19 protein-coding genes are annotated in these 16,838 nt (G+C 56.8%); 1 reads left to right on the top strand and 18 read right to left on the bottom strand.

Features of this window, described 5'->3' with window-relative positions; translation table 11 throughout:
• Positions 1-4: 4 nt before the first annotated feature.
• The 12 genes from SLH47_RS18500 to SLH47_RS18445 form a co-directional block, all read right to left on the bottom strand.
• Positions 5-427 (bottom strand): hypothetical protein, encoded by a 423-nt coding sequence (locus SLH47_RS18500; RefSeq protein ID WP_320241554.1) that lies wholly within the window; start codon positions 425-427, stop codon positions 5-7.
• Positions 424-2,529, bottom strand: coding sequence for a phage tail length tape measure family protein (locus SLH47_RS18495; protein WP_320241552.1), 2,106 nt, complete (start codon positions 2,527-2,529; stop codon positions 424-426). Before SLH47_RS18495 ends, SLH47_RS18500 begins: the two co-directional genes overlap by 4 nt.
• Complete coding sequence (locus SLH47_RS18490) at positions 2,526-2,705, bottom strand: hypothetical protein (protein WP_413785658.1); 180 nt, start codon at positions 2,703-2,705, stop codon at positions 2,526-2,528. Before SLH47_RS18490 ends, SLH47_RS18495 begins: the two co-directional genes overlap by 4 nt.
• A 167-nt stretch (positions 2,706-2,872) precedes the next feature.
• A complete protein-coding gene (locus SLH47_RS18485; protein WP_320241551.1) occupies positions 2,873-3,202 on the bottom strand; it encodes a hypothetical protein in 330 nt (109 codons plus the stop codon).
• Between the two features lie 21 nt (positions 3,203-3,223).
• Positions 3,224-4,156, bottom strand: a complete 933-nt coding sequence (locus SLH47_RS18480; protein WP_320241549.1) for a phage tail tube protein — start codon at positions 4,154-4,156, stop codon at positions 3,224-3,226.
• 1 nt (position 4,157) lies between these two features.
• Complete coding sequence (locus tag SLH47_RS18475) at positions 4,158-4,322, bottom strand: hypothetical protein (RefSeq protein ID WP_320241548.1); 165 nt, start codon at positions 4,320-4,322, stop codon at positions 4,158-4,160.
• Positions 4,319-4,750 (bottom strand): hypothetical protein, encoded by a 432-nt coding sequence (locus tag SLH47_RS18470; protein WP_320241546.1) that lies wholly within the window; start codon positions 4,748-4,750, stop codon positions 4,319-4,321. Before SLH47_RS18470 ends, SLH47_RS18475 begins: the two co-directional genes overlap by 4 nt.
• The gene (locus SLH47_RS18465; protein WP_320241545.1) at positions 4,750-5,178 is read right to left on the bottom strand and encodes a DUF1320 domain-containing protein; all 429 of its coding nucleotides are present in this window, start codon (positions 5,176-5,178) and stop codon (positions 4,750-4,752) included. The genes SLH47_RS18470 and SLH47_RS18465 overlap by 1 nt, the downstream gene beginning before the upstream one ends.
• A 26-nt stretch (positions 5,179-5,204) precedes the next feature.
• A complete protein-coding gene (locus SLH47_RS18460) occupies positions 5,205-5,876 on the bottom strand; it encodes a hypothetical protein (protein WP_320241543.1) in 672 nt (223 codons plus the stop codon).
• Positions 5,877-5,957: 81 nt separating this feature from the next.
• Positions 5,958-6,854, bottom strand: a complete 897-nt coding sequence (locus tag SLH47_RS18455; protein ID WP_320241541.1) for a Mu-like prophage major head subunit gpT family protein — start codon at positions 6,852-6,854, stop codon at positions 5,958-5,960.
• A gap of 26 nt (positions 6,855-6,880) precedes the next feature.
• Positions 6,881-7,312 carry a hypothetical protein gene (locus tag SLH47_RS18450; protein ID WP_320241539.1) on the bottom strand — a complete coding sequence of 144 codons (432 nt, stop codon included), beginning with the start codon at positions 7,310-7,312 and terminating at the stop codon, positions 6,881-6,883.
• Positions 7,313-8,434 (bottom strand): phage protease, encoded by a 1,122-nt coding sequence (locus tag SLH47_RS18445; RefSeq protein ID WP_320241537.1) that lies wholly within the window; start codon positions 8,432-8,434, stop codon positions 7,313-7,315. It abuts the gene before it with no gap.
• A 567-nt stretch (positions 8,435-9,001) separates the two neighbouring features.
• On the opposite strand from SLH47_RS18445, the gene SLH47_RS18440 reads away from it, so the two are divergent.
• Positions 9,002-9,400 carry a hypothetical protein gene (locus SLH47_RS18440; protein ID WP_320241535.1) on the top strand — a complete coding sequence of 133 codons (399 nt, stop codon included), beginning with the start codon at positions 9,002-9,004 and terminating at the stop codon, positions 9,398-9,400.
• 388 nt (positions 9,401-9,788) lie between these two features.
• Here the strand turns inward: SLH47_RS18440 and SLH47_RS18435 are convergent, their stop codons facing one another.
• The 6 genes from SLH47_RS18435 to SLH47_RS18410 form a co-directional block, all read right to left on the bottom strand.
• Complete coding sequence (locus SLH47_RS18435; RefSeq protein WP_320241847.1) at positions 9,789-10,712, bottom strand: DUF4435 domain-containing protein; 924 nt, start codon at positions 10,710-10,712, stop codon at positions 9,789-9,791.
• Positions 10,705-12,219, bottom strand: a complete 1,515-nt coding sequence (locus SLH47_RS18430) for an AAA family ATPase (protein ID WP_320241533.1) — start codon at positions 12,217-12,219, stop codon at positions 10,705-10,707. Before SLH47_RS18430 ends, SLH47_RS18435 begins: the two co-directional genes overlap by 8 nt.
• A 789-nt stretch (positions 12,220-13,008) precedes the next feature.
• Positions 13,009-13,659 carry a leucine-rich repeat domain-containing protein gene (locus tag SLH47_RS18425; RefSeq protein WP_320241531.1) on the bottom strand — a complete coding sequence of 217 codons (651 nt, stop codon included), beginning with the start codon at positions 13,657-13,659 and terminating at the stop codon, positions 13,009-13,011.
• Between the two features lie 216 nt (positions 13,660-13,875).
• Positions 13,876-14,343 (bottom strand): phage virion morphogenesis protein, encoded by a 468-nt coding sequence (locus SLH47_RS18420; RefSeq protein WP_320241530.1) that lies wholly within the window; start codon positions 14,341-14,343, stop codon positions 13,876-13,878.
• Positions 14,340-15,155 carry a phage minor head protein gene (locus SLH47_RS18415; protein WP_320241528.1) on the bottom strand — a complete coding sequence of 272 codons (816 nt, stop codon included), beginning with the start codon at positions 15,153-15,155 and terminating at the stop codon, positions 14,340-14,342. Before SLH47_RS18415 ends, SLH47_RS18420 begins: the two co-directional genes overlap by 4 nt.
• A 5-nt stretch (positions 15,156-15,160) precedes the next feature.
• On the bottom strand, positions 15,161-16,816 hold the full coding sequence (locus SLH47_RS18410) for a DUF935 domain-containing protein (protein ID WP_320241526.1): 1,656 nt from the start codon (positions 16,814-16,816) through the stop codon (positions 15,161-15,163).
• Between the last annotated feature and the right edge of the window lie 22 nt (positions 16,817-16,838).

Raw genomic sequence — 16,838 nt, 5'->3', positions numbered from 1 at the left:
CGTCTCATGGCAACACCGCGACGCTAAAGGCGATATCAAACCGCACACCAGAGATTGTCTCGACGGGCGGCTGATCGCCGAAAAGGCAGAGCCATTGCGCGCTCAAAAGCACCGGTCTGTGATCGCCCTGCAAGATGGATTGTCCGTCAGGACCCAGAAGGGGCCAGCCGTCGGTCACGGGATCCGGCATCAGGAACGGCAACACGCCATCCGCCGTGGTCAGCCTGTAGAAATTGTCAAACACCTCCTTGAGGGCGCGCGGCACGTCAATGAGGCTGAGGCTCACCAGCTCCGGCGCACTGGAAAACCGTCTCCGATAGCCCGGTACCGGACCTCCCGAGCGCCGCGCCCGCGCATCAACGCGTTGCGCCTGGTACCCTTCCCGGCTTGGCTTCGGCAGTTCTGCTGGCCAGATCGCGACGCTCATCGTCGGCTCCCCCGCTGCCGCACCCCGTAAGTCTGCTGCAGCGTCCGACGCGCGCCACCACCGCGTGTGACCAAAGCGGCACCCACCTGATCCGCCAGAACGAGTGTGTATTTGCGCCCTCCCGATCCATCTGGCTGCTCCTCAACCTCGCCCGTGACCGGGGTGGAGCTGTGGTTCTCGATGGATATGTTCACGCCTCCAAAGACGGGCTGAGACGTGGAAGATGCTGCAATGCGCCCGCCGTCCCGAAAGCCAGGCACCACGGCATCGCCATTCATTGCATCGAGGAGCGGCCCATAGCGCCTTGTGGCGCGCGCATTCATAATCGTCTCGCCCGATGAGCCCCACATCAACACATCGTCCGATCTCCCGTCGCCGGGACCGACGATCCGGCCGCCGGTCGCACCGGCTGGCAGGATCGCACCAAAGAACTGATCCAAAGCCCCACCCCCTCCGGCCGTACCGAACGCCCCCGCCAACGGTCCGGTTCCCAGAAGAGCCGCCTGCTGGATCATCTGCACGAGCAAGCCGCTGAGATTGCTCAAGACGCTTTCCAGATTGCCGCCCGACTGGATCAGGTCATCGAGCAGGTCAGCCGTCAGATCGCGCCATTCTGCCAGATTCTCGCGCGCCAACTCCATCGCCTCGGCTTCACGTGCGCGGGTGGCAATCAGCTCTTCGACCTTTTCCCGCTCAGCATCCGTCGCGGCGCCCAGTGTCTCGCGATGCCGGATCATTTCCTGCTGGACGGGATCCAGCTCCCGCTGAATGGCCAGCTCCTGTTCCAGCGATGCGATCAGATCCGTGACGGCCCGGCGTTGCCGATCCGCTTCGGACGTGGCTGCACCCCGGCCACGCGACGTTCGGTTTGTCCTGCCACTGTCAAAAGTCTGCGTCGAGACAACGCCGCGCAAACCATTGCGCACCGGTCCCCGCGCCTGGTCGAGCTGCGCAATCGCGGCATCAGGACCAGAGACCCCTTCCGCATTGAGCGCGATGATGTCGGATGCCGTCTGGAACGAGATCCCCAGTTCAGAGGCGAGCTTCGCGGCTTCGGCAACGGCTTCCGCAATGGGGCTTGCGATATCGATGCCCGCCAGCTCCATCTGCTGGATGACATTGGCCTTGATACCCTCCTGCATCAGGCGAACCAGGGCTTCGTTCTCGGCAAGCTGCGCGGCCGTCACGCCCATCTGATCGCCAAGTTCTCTTTCGATGTCAGCTAACGTATCCGTGCTGGCGATGAACTCATCTAAAGAGCGCTGACGTTCCTGGAGCGTCGCAAGTTGCGCCTGAAAAGCATCCCTTTCGGCAATCGCGTCTTTCAGGTTTTGCTGCGCCACGCGGCGCCTGTGGCCTTGGGTGTCTCGGATCCTTTCCTGAAGCTGAGCAATCTCACGATTCTTCGCGCTGATGCCGTCCAATAACGTCAGCTCTTCTTCGGTTGCGCCGTAACGCGCCTGCCGCGCCTCCGCGTTCAAGGCCGCCATGGATTGCGTCACGCCATCAAGGCGTTCTTCGAACGCCGAGGCTTCTTCACCAGCCGAGAGAGCGCGCGCGGCCCATTGCACAAGGGCCGCGCCACCCGCGATTATGCCAAGCGTTGCCAAAGACAGCGGATTGATCATGCCCAGAAAGGCGCCGCCCAGTGCTTTCGCGGCCCCCGCCGCGCCCATCGGGCCAATCACTTGCGTGATCTGCGTCCCCTGTTGCACCGCCAGAAGCAGTGGGCTTTGACCCGATGCCAGCATCACGCCGATATCGTTGAACTGGGCGATGAGATTGCCGGTGTGACCTGCCGCAATCTGCTTCTCGCGACCGACTGTTCTGGCAGACGTGGCAGCACGCCGATTTGCTGCCGCCAATGCACGGCTTGCCGCCGCTGCCCGTTCTTCGGCCTGGCTGAGCTCGCGCGTCTCCCGCGCGGTCTTGTCTGCCTCGCGGCCGAGGCGCTGCGTCTCGGTACCGGCGCGCCGCGTCTCCTGTCCCATCGCGCGGGCGGAGCGTCCCGCTTTGTCCAGCGCAGCATCTGTCCGATTGAGTGCCTGCTCGCCGCTTGCACTATCACCCTCGATGCGCAGGCCAACCCGGTAATCCGTCATGCCCTTACCTCCGCTACGGCAGCAAGGGCTCCTCTCTCAATGAGTTGAACATCACGCCAAAGCGCGGGCGTGACATCGATGCCTGCCAGTCTCAAACCGACATCAACGCCGCTGTAATTGAGGCCGGTTGGGATGACACCGATCATAGTCACCACATGATCCCATTGCGTGTGAATGGCAGCGAAGGCATGTACGGCTTCGGCGTTAGACGCCCAGATTGTCTCACCGCCGGGTTCAGCCAGATCGGGCAGTGCGATGCCCCAAAGCTCTGCATCGTTTTGCGCCTCATCTTTGACTGCGGAGCCGCCGAGCGTGCCCGTCGCCCAGGCACGCCCGACGGCTTCTAGTTTCCCGCGCGGGCCTTGTGCATCGCGCGCATATAGGCGGTGGTCAGACCCATGCGGATATAGGGCCTGTCCAGAAGCTGATCCCGCACCGCATCGGTGTAAGCGATCTTCCTGTCTTCCAGATCGACCAGGTTCTCGAAGCTGACGATGATCCGCTGCAGATAGGCGGTTGTGCCCTCTTTGGTGCTCAGATCGTAAGCCTCACCATCCGAGAGCGAGATCGCGCGAAACCGCGTCCGCAAAATCTGTTCGCTGTGCCCGTCATCGTCCGGCACCTGGATCGGCACGTCATGGGTGAATTCCGGCTCTTCTACGACCTTGAACATCACTCTCTCCTCTTAACGGGTTTACGTCAGCACCAGCGTCCACTGGTCGTCGCCAGCGGTCGGTAATGGCACCATGCGCAGCGGCCATTCCACGATGTTCTGCGTACTCTCCAAGCCCTGGGGACGCTGGATCTGGGCTGTCGGGATGTTGAGTGTCGAAATCAGACCGGCCTCCCGGCCATGCGACAGTGCAACCGGCACCGTGGTCTGATCACGCGCCAGCGTAAACGGATCGAAGTCCGTCAGCGGTACAGCTTCGACGGTCGTTTCGAGGACATCGGATCGATCCGTAATCAGGATGCTTTCCGCATTGATCAGAAAACGCGGCTCGACCTGGTTGCCGAGGTTCAGCATGCAACTGCGCATCACAAAATCAGCGCCGTTTATCGTGAAGGTCGGGGTATTGAAATCCGATGCGACCAGCGGCTTTTGGAAGGCCGAGAGATCCGGCTGCACACGCGGCGTCTCCGTTGCCTTGCTGTAGAGCCCGATGAACTGGAACTCCAGGTAAGGGATGCCCTGGGCGGTGTAGTTCATGGTGACGGTGCCACGGCTGCCGGACAGCCTGAAGAGCGTGCTGTCGATCCAGATATAGAACGTCCCGCTCTCGTGATCGTCGCTGACCGGATTGTAGGTCACCGAAGCGTTCGGCACGACGGTTTCGGCGCAACCACAGGCGCGCAGAATGGGTCCCCAGCCGGGTGCTGTGCCCTCGGTCCCGGAGCCTACCAGCTCAACCTTGAATGACAGCCGCTGGTGCAGCTCTGTCGGGGTTGTGGGTTGCGGTCCCAGGTAAGGCGTCTCCAGCTCGCGGCTAACATCATTGCCTTCCATCGGGCTGAGCTGAACGTCCGTCGCCAGAAACGCGTCGTTTGCGCCGGTTGGGTTGGGATCGACGCCATAGGCAGCCTCGATCAGAAACAGCAGGATCTTTCTGCGCCATTTAAGGGCCATCTCAGCGCTCCCCTTTTTTCTCGACAGCAGGCGTCTTTTTGGACCTGCCGGATTTTGGTTTCGGGGCAAGCGCCGGACCAGCGGTCTGGATCAGCTTGCCGTCCTTGTCGCGCAGGAAGCTGCCACCGCGACGGGGCATCTCTTCTGTCTTGGACGTTTGGGTCATTGGGCAATCCTCAACTGGTCCTGGATGGAGAAATCGATCTGGTAGATGAACAGGCCCTGCGCCATCGACACGACACGCCCGCCCACAAGGCGGAACACGCCGACCTCATCGTTCGGCGCCCAGCCGACAATGGCATTGATGATGGCGAAGAGATTGTCTTCGAGATTGGTGAGTGCCGCGCGGCCATTCCGGTCATTGCTGCGGATCGACAGGATGACGGAAACAGAGCGATCAAAGCTCTGCCGAAACATGCCCGTAGCGGCATCGGCTGCACCGCCGCGCAGCGTCAACGGAATCACATGCGCGATGGTGCTGTAGCTAGAGGCCTTGCGGGTGGCGACGAGGTTCGTGAAGTCTGCCGCCCCCTCGACGCGTTCCTGCAGAAACCCAACTTGGGCTTTCAGCCGGGTGATCACCGCCTCAATCATCAGATGAAGCCTTTCAGGTTCTGCTCTGTGAGAGGGCGTTCACGATCCGTAAGACGTGCCCCGCTGCTGCCAGATCCCGCTGCAGGCTTGCCCGCAATCGTCAGCGTGATGCGGCCGTCGGCGATCTCGCGCAGCATGCGCATCGCCTCGCGATACTCGTCCTCGATTTTCTGGTCGGGCTGAAACACATGCAGTTTGTAGATCGCAATCGCTTGGCCAATGTCGGCGAGCATGGGCGGTACGTCCGTGACTGGCAGCGCATAGCGCTTCTCCAGATAGCCATCGATGACGGCATCCGTATCCGCCAGAACCCGGTCAATCACAGCCTGGTTGATCACGCCCGCTGGTATCTCGGCCCGATCCGTGAGGTTGATCAGCACGGGGGTGCCATACCGGTCGATAAGCTGATCAAGGGTCGCGTAGGGCATCGATGAAAGCCACCTTTAATGGGCCGTTAAACGGTCTGTTCAAAAGCCGCTGGATCCGTGCCGCCCTGCATCGGATCGGTGAGCGGCTCACCGTCCTGGAAGAGCTGAAGTGTCAGCTTCGGATCACCTTGCAGCGCCAAGCGCTCGGCGTAGTCCAGATCATCGAGCGGAATATCGACGGGCTGTCTGTCAAACTGGTACTCAGCCCGCCGCCGCCCCTTCTTGGGTCCGGTCACGCGGAGCATCACCCCTGTTGCGGGTTGCTGCGGGGGCACGGCGGTTTCCGTGCCCCCGGCTTTGCCATCACTGCTCTGGGGTGCATCGCTGGATGAGGCCGACGCCACGTCCGAGGGCGCAGCAGATTCTGCACCCTCGGTTGCGTGAGTGGCGCGCGGGGTATTCTGTGGCGCCGCGCCGGACTCTGACGTCCCGGTCGCGGCGCATGGCTGCATTGTCTGCTCATCAGTCGCAGCATCTGCCGCCCTAGGCCCAACCGCATCTGCGGCGCTCTCACCTGGTGGCGGTGTGGCCGCGCCGATCTGGCCACTGTCATTCTCGCCAGTGCTGGCGACGGCGCCGGTATCTCTTGCGGCTTCAGCCTCTTTGATGAGTTCTTCAAGCGCATCGTTGCTGATATTGCCTTTGAAGCTCAGACCAAGTTCCCTGGCCCGCTTCTTCATGTCGTCGCGATTGGACATCTCGCTCTCCTTTGGATCGGCTGAAGAAAGCGGTCCGGTCACATCGGACCGCTCAATCAATCGATGTCGCTCAGGTCAGGCTCAGGCGGCAAGCCAGGGCACAACGAACAGCTCAGCCGTGCCTTTCCATTCATTGGTCTCGCCACCGGCACCCAACTCGTTGTTCAAGAGCTTCAGCCCAGCGCTTTCCATGCTTGGTGGGACGACCAGAAGATCCGGCATCAGGCCAAGCGGCCGTCCGTAATCACCCTTGCGCTCCATGATGTTCGTCCGCGCCGCAGAATAGTTGGCCGCGTTGAGGGGCTGTCGAGACGCATAGGCCATCTGCCAGAAGCCGAAACCCACATTCCAGCGCCCGTCAGAGCCGTAGAGGAACTCCTTGTTCTTGAAGACGTGCTCGTCATTGGGGTTATCCAGCGCAACAAACTGCGCCTTTTCCCGCTCCTGAAAGATGAGCGGCTTCAATGCGCGCCGCGTCGACATCAAGTACCAGGGCGTTCCCGCGCCGCCTCCGGTGTTGGACGCAGAAATGATCTCACCATTCTCGTCCAGGACAGGGTGGTCGGTGTCAAAGAAGGGCTGGCCATCGTAGCACTCCTCGGTGAACCCGTTCCTCAGCAAACCGAAGGTCAATTGATCTGGGAGGGCCGAAACGCTCTCCCCCATCTCGACCATCATGGGATCGTAGGTACCCAGATTGTCGTCCTTGATGTCATCGCGATCCACGCCAATCGTCAGCTCGTAGCTTTCGTTCTTGATCGAATAGTCGTGCTCGGCGATGCCATGAACGGTGCGCTCACCGACCCACTTGGACATGTTGGGCAGCTTGCCCAGCCAGCCATAGCGGTTTTCCTTTGTCGTCGAAGGCACCGTTGTGGCAATCCGTTGATACATTGGCTCCGCCTGGTCGAGACCGCGCTGATAGGCAGCGCTGAACCCGACGCGGATCGCTTCCAGAGAGGTGGTGTTGATAAGCATTGTCAGCTTTCCTTGTTGAGCGAATGTTAGGAGGCGTTGGTCAGCGCTTCGTCCAGGCGCACCCAGACACCTTGCGCATCGACATCGGCGATCACACCGGCGGGCGAGCGTGCGCCAGCGCCGTTGGTCGCCGCGACCGTCTGATCATCCACAACGAAACAGAGGGTGCCGATATCGCGCAGAACGACCGCATCGTCGCCCGCTGAATTTGCATAGCGAAACACGCCGGGGCGGTACCTGACCGTGAGGTCGCCGAACTCCCCGCCAGTGTTATCAACGGCTTCCTCGGCGCGCCCGACGCCAACAAGGCCTACTGCCGGGACGCCCGGCTGGACGTATCCAGACGGAGTGCGCACCAGAAGCGCGCCCTGGAAAATGACCGCACCGGCAGGAACCGGACCGCTCTGAATGTCACCAAGGCGTTGCGGGGTGTTACGACCTTTCGTCAACGGCGCCATTTACACGTCCTCCTTTTGGTCAAGCTCAAGCTGCTTGACATAGTCTTCGGTCGTCATGCCGAGCTGTCGCGCGACGGAGATCTGTTCGGCATTGAGTGAAATCCTGCCGCCGGTTGCGGTGGGCGGCACGATGGATGTTGGGGTGGCACCGAGGACCGGCATCGCCTCGATGAGCGCCTTGCACTCGGCGGGATCCTTCATGTGCAGCGCGATGTAGCGCTCGCGTACCGGCTTCAGACCCGCGCGGCCGCGTTTGATTTCCGCATCGACATAAGTCTCTGCGGTCGTGCGTGCGCTGCCCTCTTGCATCGTGTTGATCGTCTTGGTCAGCGTGGCAATCTCGCTTTGCAGCGCGACAATCTCGGCAGGAGCCGCTTTGTCCGATTGCGCGGCTTGTGTTGCCGCTTCCAGGATGGCGTCACCATCGGCCTCTTCTGCCAGACCGAGCGCCACACCGATCTTTGACATTTGCGACTGCATGGCGGCCGTATCCTCGGCCATGGTTTCGGTTTTGCCGATTGCAGACGTCAAAGCTGATTTGATCTCGTCTTCTGTGGCTGTCGCAGGGCGGCCGAGCGTGTCGGCCAGGAATGTCATCCAGTCCATTGTGGTGTCCTGTTGCTGGTGAAGCGTGGCCATCCCACGCAGGTTGGGTTTGTTGGTCAGGCTGGCGCGCAAGATGCGGTGCACCGCCTTTGCGTTGTCGTGAAGAATGACGGGCGAAATGCCGCGATAGGCGCGACTGGCGACCAGCTGACGACCGCTTTCGGTCCATTCGACTTTGCCCCAGATGCCGTTGTTGCGCGCCTCCATAGCCACGATCCAGCCATGCGCGGGCGCAGGCTCGCCACGCGGGGCGGCGAGATCGGTGGAGTGGTTTTCGTCGATGGGGAGGCGGTCGTCCTGGGCAAAGGATGCCGCAATGACATCATCGGATGAGGTGACATGGTAAGGACCACGCGCATCACCTGTTTCGATGCTTGCACCGCCAGGCAACAGATGGATCCACTCAGGCGCATCATTGTCGCCCAAAACGGGTGGTAGGGCTTGCGAAGCACACAAACCCACCTGATGGGTGGCTTGTGCGGCGCAAAGGGCGATGAGGAGTGGTAAGTGGCTCATGGTAGGGCGAACCTATCTGCGCCAGATACCCACAAATACACGCAAGGGTTTGTGTGGTTTGAAGGGAAAATGCCTACGCGAGCATGCGGTGCACGACGTGGTCCGTCAATCAGGTCGTTAACCACGGTGTAATGCAGTTAACCGAAATTTAATGCCTTGGGCTGGTTTGCGGCAAGCCTATCCAAAAGGACAGGCTGCCAAGGCCAAATGCGGTCACAATTCAGGGCGATCACCGCGTCGTCACGAGTGCAGTAACGAGTAATTAGCCCCGCATCGAGTGACGCGTACTGAGTGTGTTGTTAGACGGCAGCGACGTAGCATTTAGACGTCCGCTGCCGTCGACGCGTTGAACCACCAAGGAATCAAGACATCAGTGTTTGCCACTCGGGATGTAGCGCCGTTCGCTCCGAAATGATGCTGAAAAGCCGAACGCAATCGATCCAGCATTTATGGCAACTGTGAATCAGCGCAGGAAGCCGACTTTGCAAAGTCCAGCTGACGGTCTAAACCCGGCTTAATGGCACCTTTTTTCAGCGAAGCACACTCGCCACACAGGAGACGATGCTGATGACCGACGTGGAAAAGGATGAGTATTGGCGGCTGGTCGCCCTATGGAAGTTCTACCTAGACTTGGTTGTCAAAGTGAACCTGTTTTTTGTTGCGATTGCTTCCGGGGTTCTTGCATATCTACTCGACAGCTACAGTGAGAATTTTGAAGTAACAAGGTTCGCACTCTGGCCACTCATTCTGCTGTCAGGGGGATTCACAGTAATGGCGGGTGCAGGCGTCAGGCAATCGCGAGAGTTATCACAGGCAATGATGAGTCTAGCTAGTCGGGTTAGCATTGAAAGGCCTGTTCACTCTCATCTTCTTATTTTGGCAATGGCATTGACTTCGATGTTTTACTTGTTGGTCACGTTCGGTCTTGTGCTCCTGTACTTCTTCGACCTTTCATTAACTTCGTAGGACTTCCGGTATTGGATTTGAGGCCAAGGTTTCGGGCGCGTCGCGAAGCTCGGATAGCCGTCTTGCGCAGGAAGCAGACACTGCAAAGCCGCAAAGTCATATCTAGTTATGGTTGTCGGCCGGCCACGGAGCCTACCTTGAACACAATCTCAGGGTAATGCAGGGGTAGCCCGCGTTGCTTCCGTTCTCCTGTGCAGCAAATTGCTCGATATCTGGTGCTTAGTCGCAGCTTCACATATCGATTGTAGTCGATGACCTTTGCAGGATTAACCCTAGTGGATAGGAACTACTTCTTTGGTAGCAAAAATTCGTCATTACTAAAGAGAAAAAGTCATCAAACCAAAACATGAGCCATTCTTGCGTCGCATCAAAAAAATAAAGATAACTTCTATGCAGCGATTCTTGTAATAAATGCATTCAGACAAGAGGGGGGATCAATCATCGAACTCAAAACCCTCAGAATTGACGAATTAGGATTAAATGTAACTTTGCGCCTCTCTTTAAATCTCTTGGGTTCAAATGAACAACGATCCTCTCGAAGCTGCGTCAGAAACTCCACGAAGAAAAAAAGGGTGAACTTCCCACGCCAGTCGTCGGCAGGATCAAATTCTGTAAATTTCGCAGTAGTATCGTCACAATCAAAAATGTCGAACCCTTCCGGGATTCCAATTAATCGCTCGAGATCATCTATTCCATACCTTGAAGTGACAGCATCCAGTGTTACCGAGACGTATTGCTTAATGCGGTTGTCAACAGAACCACACCGAATGCCCTTTACCCTACAGTAGTGCAACGCCCTGTTAGCCAGTCCAATTGCATCGAAGAACTCGTCCAAACGCTCTCCGAACAGCGCCTTCAGTTCGGCAATCTCATCTTCACCCGCCGCACATTTGTACTCTCCAACCAATAACTCTTCGAACACACTAGAAGTCACAAGAAGGTTTTCAATGGAGTAACCAGGTGTGCAATAGAGGTTTGGGCCAGGTACATGTCCCTTCAGGTGATCATAGTCCCTATCGATCATATAATAGGTTTTCGAAGCATCCTCATCTGTGTTTCGCTCCAACAACACGCGCAGAGCTAGGACGTTGTCTTTACCGCGACATACGAGCGGAACCCATTTGAAGCTTGAGTCTATGTTTCTGATGCAGGTCTTATAGAAAATTGGATCATCGTCACCCTCCAGAGCGATTATGACATCGCGAGGGTGTTTAGACCGAAGTGTATTATAACCTTGTAAGGCTACTACACCTTTCTGTCTTGCCGCCCTCATACGCTCGGTCAGGCCGCTGCGCTTAACTTCTTCATTCACTGTCAACAGTCTTCTTTCCCTCATCCGATCTACGGTTTGTAATCTTCAAGGGCCCCGCATATGGATCGAGCTCATTGTCAAAAACGAATGGAGAATGAGTGATAGCCACCATCTGAGCACAACTTGGAGACCGCAAGATATCTGGTAAGAACCGCATTTGCCAATCCATGGAAAGAGATAATTCAGGTTCGTCAATGAGCACAATAAACTGCTTTAGCTCACTCAAATAAAGTCGTGCGAAAATGCTAACAATCTGTTTTTCACCTGAGGAGAGAGCATTCAAAGGGAGAGAGTTTCCTGTGAACTTGTTCTCCACACGTGTCGAGACAGAAAGTTTGTCAAATATGAATCGCTTCTCATCAAAGTCATTTTCCCAATATGAATTTATGACTCCAACGAAAGCTTCAATCGCCTGTTCTTGCTCCTTGTTCGACGCATAGACCTCCAAAAGCTGGCTAAGAAAACTTCGCAGGTAACGGTGTTGAGGTTTATTGATCTCTCCGTTGTTGATCAATGCGGCGATCCGAGCTTCAACTTCACCGTCTGCCTTGCCTAACCTTGCTAGAACTACGCCCAATTCCGCGGTATCAATATTCTCCGGGTCACCTTGTAGATTTCCCGGTCCAGACAGCAGCTCCTCTAGCGTTCGACCACCAATTCTGGTGTACGCATCAAATGTTCCAGATCTAATTAGTTCTGCAATATCTCGGAGGCGAGTTTCTACATCCTCTAAACCGAAGTAAATTAGCTGATCCATCTCCCACGACGAACGAGAACGACGCCCCATCACCCTACGGCTCGGATGCTTCGGACGGGGATTAAAGTAGTATCTGTCGGATCGCTTCGACTGCATTATGTCGCTAGGCATCTCAGCTTCGATCCGCCGATAGGTAGGCAGATAAAGGACTGTCGCGCCTCCCAAACCAGTCCTGACATACTCCTCAATTTCAGAAAACCGACTGTCACTGTCAGGAAGGCCGCTAATCAATTCCTCACACATAGTTGAAATATCGTCCCTGTCGAAAGGACTCATTCGATAAAAGCGATCAAACCAGTCTGACTTAAAGAACTCATCTGTTTGGCCAAGCGCAAGCTTTGTCAATGCTTCCAGAATGGCACTATCATCTCGCCCAAACTCTCTCAGTTGTGGAAAACTGTCATCGATCACGTCGATGATATCAGCTGGCAAAGGTGTCAGCTCACCCTTCGAGACCCTAAGTTCATCTTGTTCGCGTAGTTTTATCGCAAACTGATCGAATTGCACCTTATGGAGCTGCGCCGGTTTCCCCGCCAAAATCCCGTACAGAGCATTTAGCAGAGTTGTCTTTCCCGATCCATTTTCGGCGGAAACGATCTTCGCCGACGCAGAACAATCAAGTTGAATGGTCTTATATCCATTGACGCCCTCCAACCTGAAGTACTCAATTATAGGTTCGCCTATCTCATCAACTAAACTGCTCACGCGTGGGCCCTTGCTCTGCTCTGCGCTTTTCAACGAATTTCCCATCAGTTATTCCAGATAGACCTCATCATGGGTGAAATGATAGTATTATTGCTTCCCCACAGGAGCCAAGCTATCCTCCCTCAACCGTCGTGTCACCTGATTCAGTGCATTATCGAAGACGGTCGGTTTTGAATGCCTCGATTGGGTTTGCCACAGCTGTTCGTGAACCGTCAGAAAGAGGTCTTTGAGACCGCAATTCATGTGGCATACCTTCTACAAGTCCAAACCCTTGTCGCAGAGCTTTCGTGCAATGTCATGGACACGGTAACGTGCACGGGATGGCAATTTCCTGGCGGTGCAAGCCCCGGCAAACGTATCTGGTAGATCGATTAGATGCGTTAAGCGGGCATAGGATAGAACTGAGCCAACGTCCGCGTCGTCCTGGCAGCGGTCAATCCCATCGAAGTGACGTGTTTACGTCCTAGGCCAAACGGTGGCGGGCCTGTCCCAAGGGACAGGTGAGTGCACCGCAATGAAGCCTTATTAATCCGACATAAACCAAAAGCCGCTAATTTGCTGTGAGTGAGTGGTTATGCGGCTGTTTGGCTGCTCTAGAGCAAGGCGATGGTCTGCCAGTCTGTTTTACGTAGCACCATCGCCAACGTTTCGTCATCGTTACAAAGTGGGTTGGGTTCACCGTGATAGTAACAGGGTGAGTGTTAACAGACAGTGAATGCTGATGTGGACCAACCGAATCCCATATCCGAGCAGCCTAGGTCAATGTTAGTTTGGGCTGCCCGCCGACCTTAGAGTCCGGCGCAGCCAAGGGAAGCGATGAACCCATAGCCGAAGTCATTGATCTTTTTCTTCGAACCAATCCGTAGCGTGAAGCGATCGGGCTTTAGGCACGCTGACGCCCTCGTTTATTGCCCTCGAGCGTTTTGCCGGGACATCTATCGCGACCCAAGAAAAGGCTTTCAAATTTGGCATATTGTTAATCGGTTTGAGGTCATCAGGTCCCGCTGGGACTTCCTTCATAAGTTGGATCTCTTCGAGTTGCTGGGCTTTCCAAATAGGGTCCAAGCTCTGCAGACCCTTCATTTGTCCGACCTCAACCCTCCTCAGGCTTGATAGATCACTGAGTTCAGGGAGTGTTTCAACCTTTGAAAGACCATAGAGTGACAAGTATTCGAGTTTTTTCAGTGATGAGATGTCGCTTAGGTCCTCTAAGCCCCTTATCTGATTGATACAAAGGTAACGTAGGCCTTGCGCTGTTGCCAAAGACTGAAAGTTCTTGACCGTACCGCCCCTAACATCCAGCCACCAAAGCCGAGGCATACGAGCGAACAAGTCTACTGGGTACGCCACATTCCAAAGGGTCAATTTTTCGACGGCTTCAAATCTTGCTACATCGTCGGAAAATATGTCGGCATGATCAATCCACACGTCAACTGAAGAACGCCATTTTGCGACGTCAATTGCCGAAGGGCGCTTAGTTGCCATGCTTCAATCCCCATCTAGATCACACGATCCTATTAGCACTTCATCTCAGCACACAAAACTAAAGGTCGACGGTATCTTAAAGAGACAAAGGGTAATCTAAGCCAATGACCCTATTGACCGCTTCACCGGCCAGCATGATCCTATATCCAGAGTCTTGAAGGGACTTTGCCCCCTCATTGGCGACCGTCAATCCTTTTCACCGGGTGTCTTGCCGAGTTAGCTGGCCAACCCATCCAGCCACTCGATGCTCACGCCCATCATCTCACTCTCGTCCTGATCTGATAGCCCGATGAACGGCCGCGCCGGGATGTCGCCCCACGGGGCACCAGATCCGAGGCTCCCCTTCTCCGCTCCGAAATGCATGACCGCCGCCTGGATCGCATTGGAGCCCATCGCGACGTAATCGGATCCATAGTTGTACGCCATTTGCTGGCGCATAGTGCCAGACTGATTAAGGGGCTGACCAAAAGGCAAGTCATCAGCAATATAGCGATCAATGGTCGTTTCACTGCGCAGCGCGAATGGCTGGCCATCGGGCTGTTCGCCACGCTGCACACGGTCCTGATGCGCCACAAGCATGTAATTACCCAGATCATTCATCAGATCCGACATATCGGACAGACCAACCGCAAGCTGGCGCAGCACGCGATCAAGCTCAGCGGCATCGAGTTCAACAGTGATCATGAATTGCCCCCACTCTGGCGAAGCGCGGCTTCAAACAAGTCGCGGAGATCGTCCGGCAGCGATGCCAGAAACGCGCGGCCGACCGGATCCGGCCATTGCTCGAACTTGCGCGCCAAGCTGTTGACCAAATCGGCGATGCTGGCACCTGGTGCGTAGTCCCAGCCTTTGTCGAGGCCGGGAGGTGTACCTGTTCTGGGTTCGATGGTGTCCCATCCATCCTCAAGCTGTAGCTCCGGCTTTCCTCCCAGCCGTCGTGCGCCTTCGCGCGACCGGGCCCCAAAGACGCGACAGGAACAGCCCCAGCCATTGGGTGGGAAATGCGTCGCCCAGAACGGATGGTCAGATGGCAGGATCAATCCGTCCCAGGCAAGATGCTGGGGACGCGGCTCAAGCGATCCACCATGGCGATAGACCCAGAACGGATAATTGCCATTCACGAGCTGGGCATAGCGACCGGACATGTAAGAGGTACGCAGGTTGGTCTGATAGATGACGCGCATGCGCCATTCTTCGCCCCGCCGCGTGCCCTCGCCCGTCCAGCCATGCCAGCCGCGTCTCTCAACGATGTCGCGAAAGTCCTTCTTAAACGTCTCGAACGTGGTGCCTTGCGCGATGGCTTTCTCAACGGCTTCGGCCAGATCGGTGAGCAGATCCGCCTTCGTCGCACCCGCAACGACAAAGGCGCGGTCGTGTTCGCCGCGTAAAAGATCATCCCAGGCCGATGTGGGCACCAGATCCAGCATGCGGATCCGCAACGCTGTTAATTGGGCGTTAAATGGCTTCCGAAACGTCGCGCGCAGCGGTTCAGTCATGCGGCTCACCCATCGCTGACATCAGCGCCAGAGAGATACCCGCCCGCATGCGCCGCTGTCATCGCATCCGCGATCACTTGCTCCAGCTCTTGGGCATCAACACCGTCAAATCCGGCCAAGAGCATTTCGCGGAACTCTTCGAAGCTTGAGGCCACCTCCAGCATACCTTCGATCTGTGCCAACATGGCCCGCATCCCGGGATTTCCGGCGTCAGCAAGGCGATCCGCCAAAACGGTCAAATCCTCTGCCTCGCTCAGCGCCTCGCTCAGCGCCTCCTCGGTCTGACGGGCAGTCTTCCCCGGAAATTCCCGTCGCGGCGTTTGTACCCGTTTAAAAATCGCGCTCAGGTGTTTAAAAACTTCATCGCTCGACCTCGCATTCAGCGATTGCCGTTCGGCAGGCGGATTTTGCGGGTTTTGACCAAAAATCGCGTCCTTGGGACCGGGTTCTTCCCAGCCAAACCTGTCATAGACCTGAGATGCCTTCACCCGGAGGCCACCAGCGGTCAATTTGACCAGGATTTCGGACTCGCGTTGCAGGTCTTCCTGTTCCGGCCGTGCGATGATGATCCGTGGATAGTGCTGCAGACGCCCAAATTCGAGCTGCATCCATGGACGCACCAGATCGCGGTTGATGACGGCGCTCAGATCTTTCGCGTCGGCCGTCTCGATGTCTTCCTGCACCTCGCGATGCTCTTTACCGGATCCCAAGCCGCCGGTTTCGGCATCGGTGGTGGCGGTCTGACCGATGACCGCCTTGGAGATCTGCTTGTCGAGATATTCCGCGCGATCCAGATAGAGCGAGGACGACGCGCTGACATTGCTCGTCTCAACGAAATCAATCGACATGCTCTCGGGAATGATGGCTGCGCAATCACCCGCGATGTTGGCAACGGCATTAAAAAGCGTGTCCTTGTCATCCTCTGATGCGCCCGCCCCCCATTTGCCAACCCTTAGTGGCTGCCCATAGGTTTGCGTGAAGATCGCCCAGTCGCGCTGGGTGAATGCCTTGAACATCCAACCCCAGGTGGCGACGCGCGCCAATCCGGATCGCAGTGGCAGGCCGGACTTGGCCTTGATGTTTGCGAAGATGAACTTGAATCCGGGCAGTTCCTGCTCCTGGCCGTTTTCATCGAGCATCATCGGGCGCTTCAGGCTGACACGATCAAACCGGAACCAACGCGGATCCCGATATTCCAGATACGCGGGCTGCCATTGCCCTTCGGACGTATCCCACATGATCTCGGTCAGGCTGTAGCCCTTGCCGATTGTGTCCAGGATGTCGAAGAGCTCGCTTTGCAATTCGTCACGCTTGAGCCAGTCCCTTACAAGTTCGGCGCGGGTGACATCCAATGGATCGTCGCTCGCCGCTTCAACCGTGATATCGATCTGGCTGACGGATCGACGGCGGGTACCCAGGACACCCAGATAATGCGGATCACGTTCTTCAATGGTCTCCGCAAGTTCCAGATACTGGACAGGATCACCCCGATCTGCCGCGCGCAGGATATTGGCAAGCCGTACCGGATTGAGACCGTCGCCCGGATAGGTCGTCAAAGGCGACCGCACGCCACCAAGTGTTGCCGCCGCCTGCTCCTTGCGCAGTTCGCGGCGCTGGACCGGGCGTCCGTATTGATCAACAAGTGCTGGTTTGCGGGTCATCTTGCGTCTCGTACCTTTGACA

This window comes from Cognatiyoonia sp. IB215182 (assembly GCF_033963905.1).
Taxonomy (GTDB): domain Bacteria; phylum Pseudomonadota; class Alphaproteobacteria; order Rhodobacterales; family Rhodobacteraceae; genus Yoonia.
Note: the sequence above shows the minus strand (reverse complement) of the source record. Positions and strands in the feature narration are given on the sequence as shown.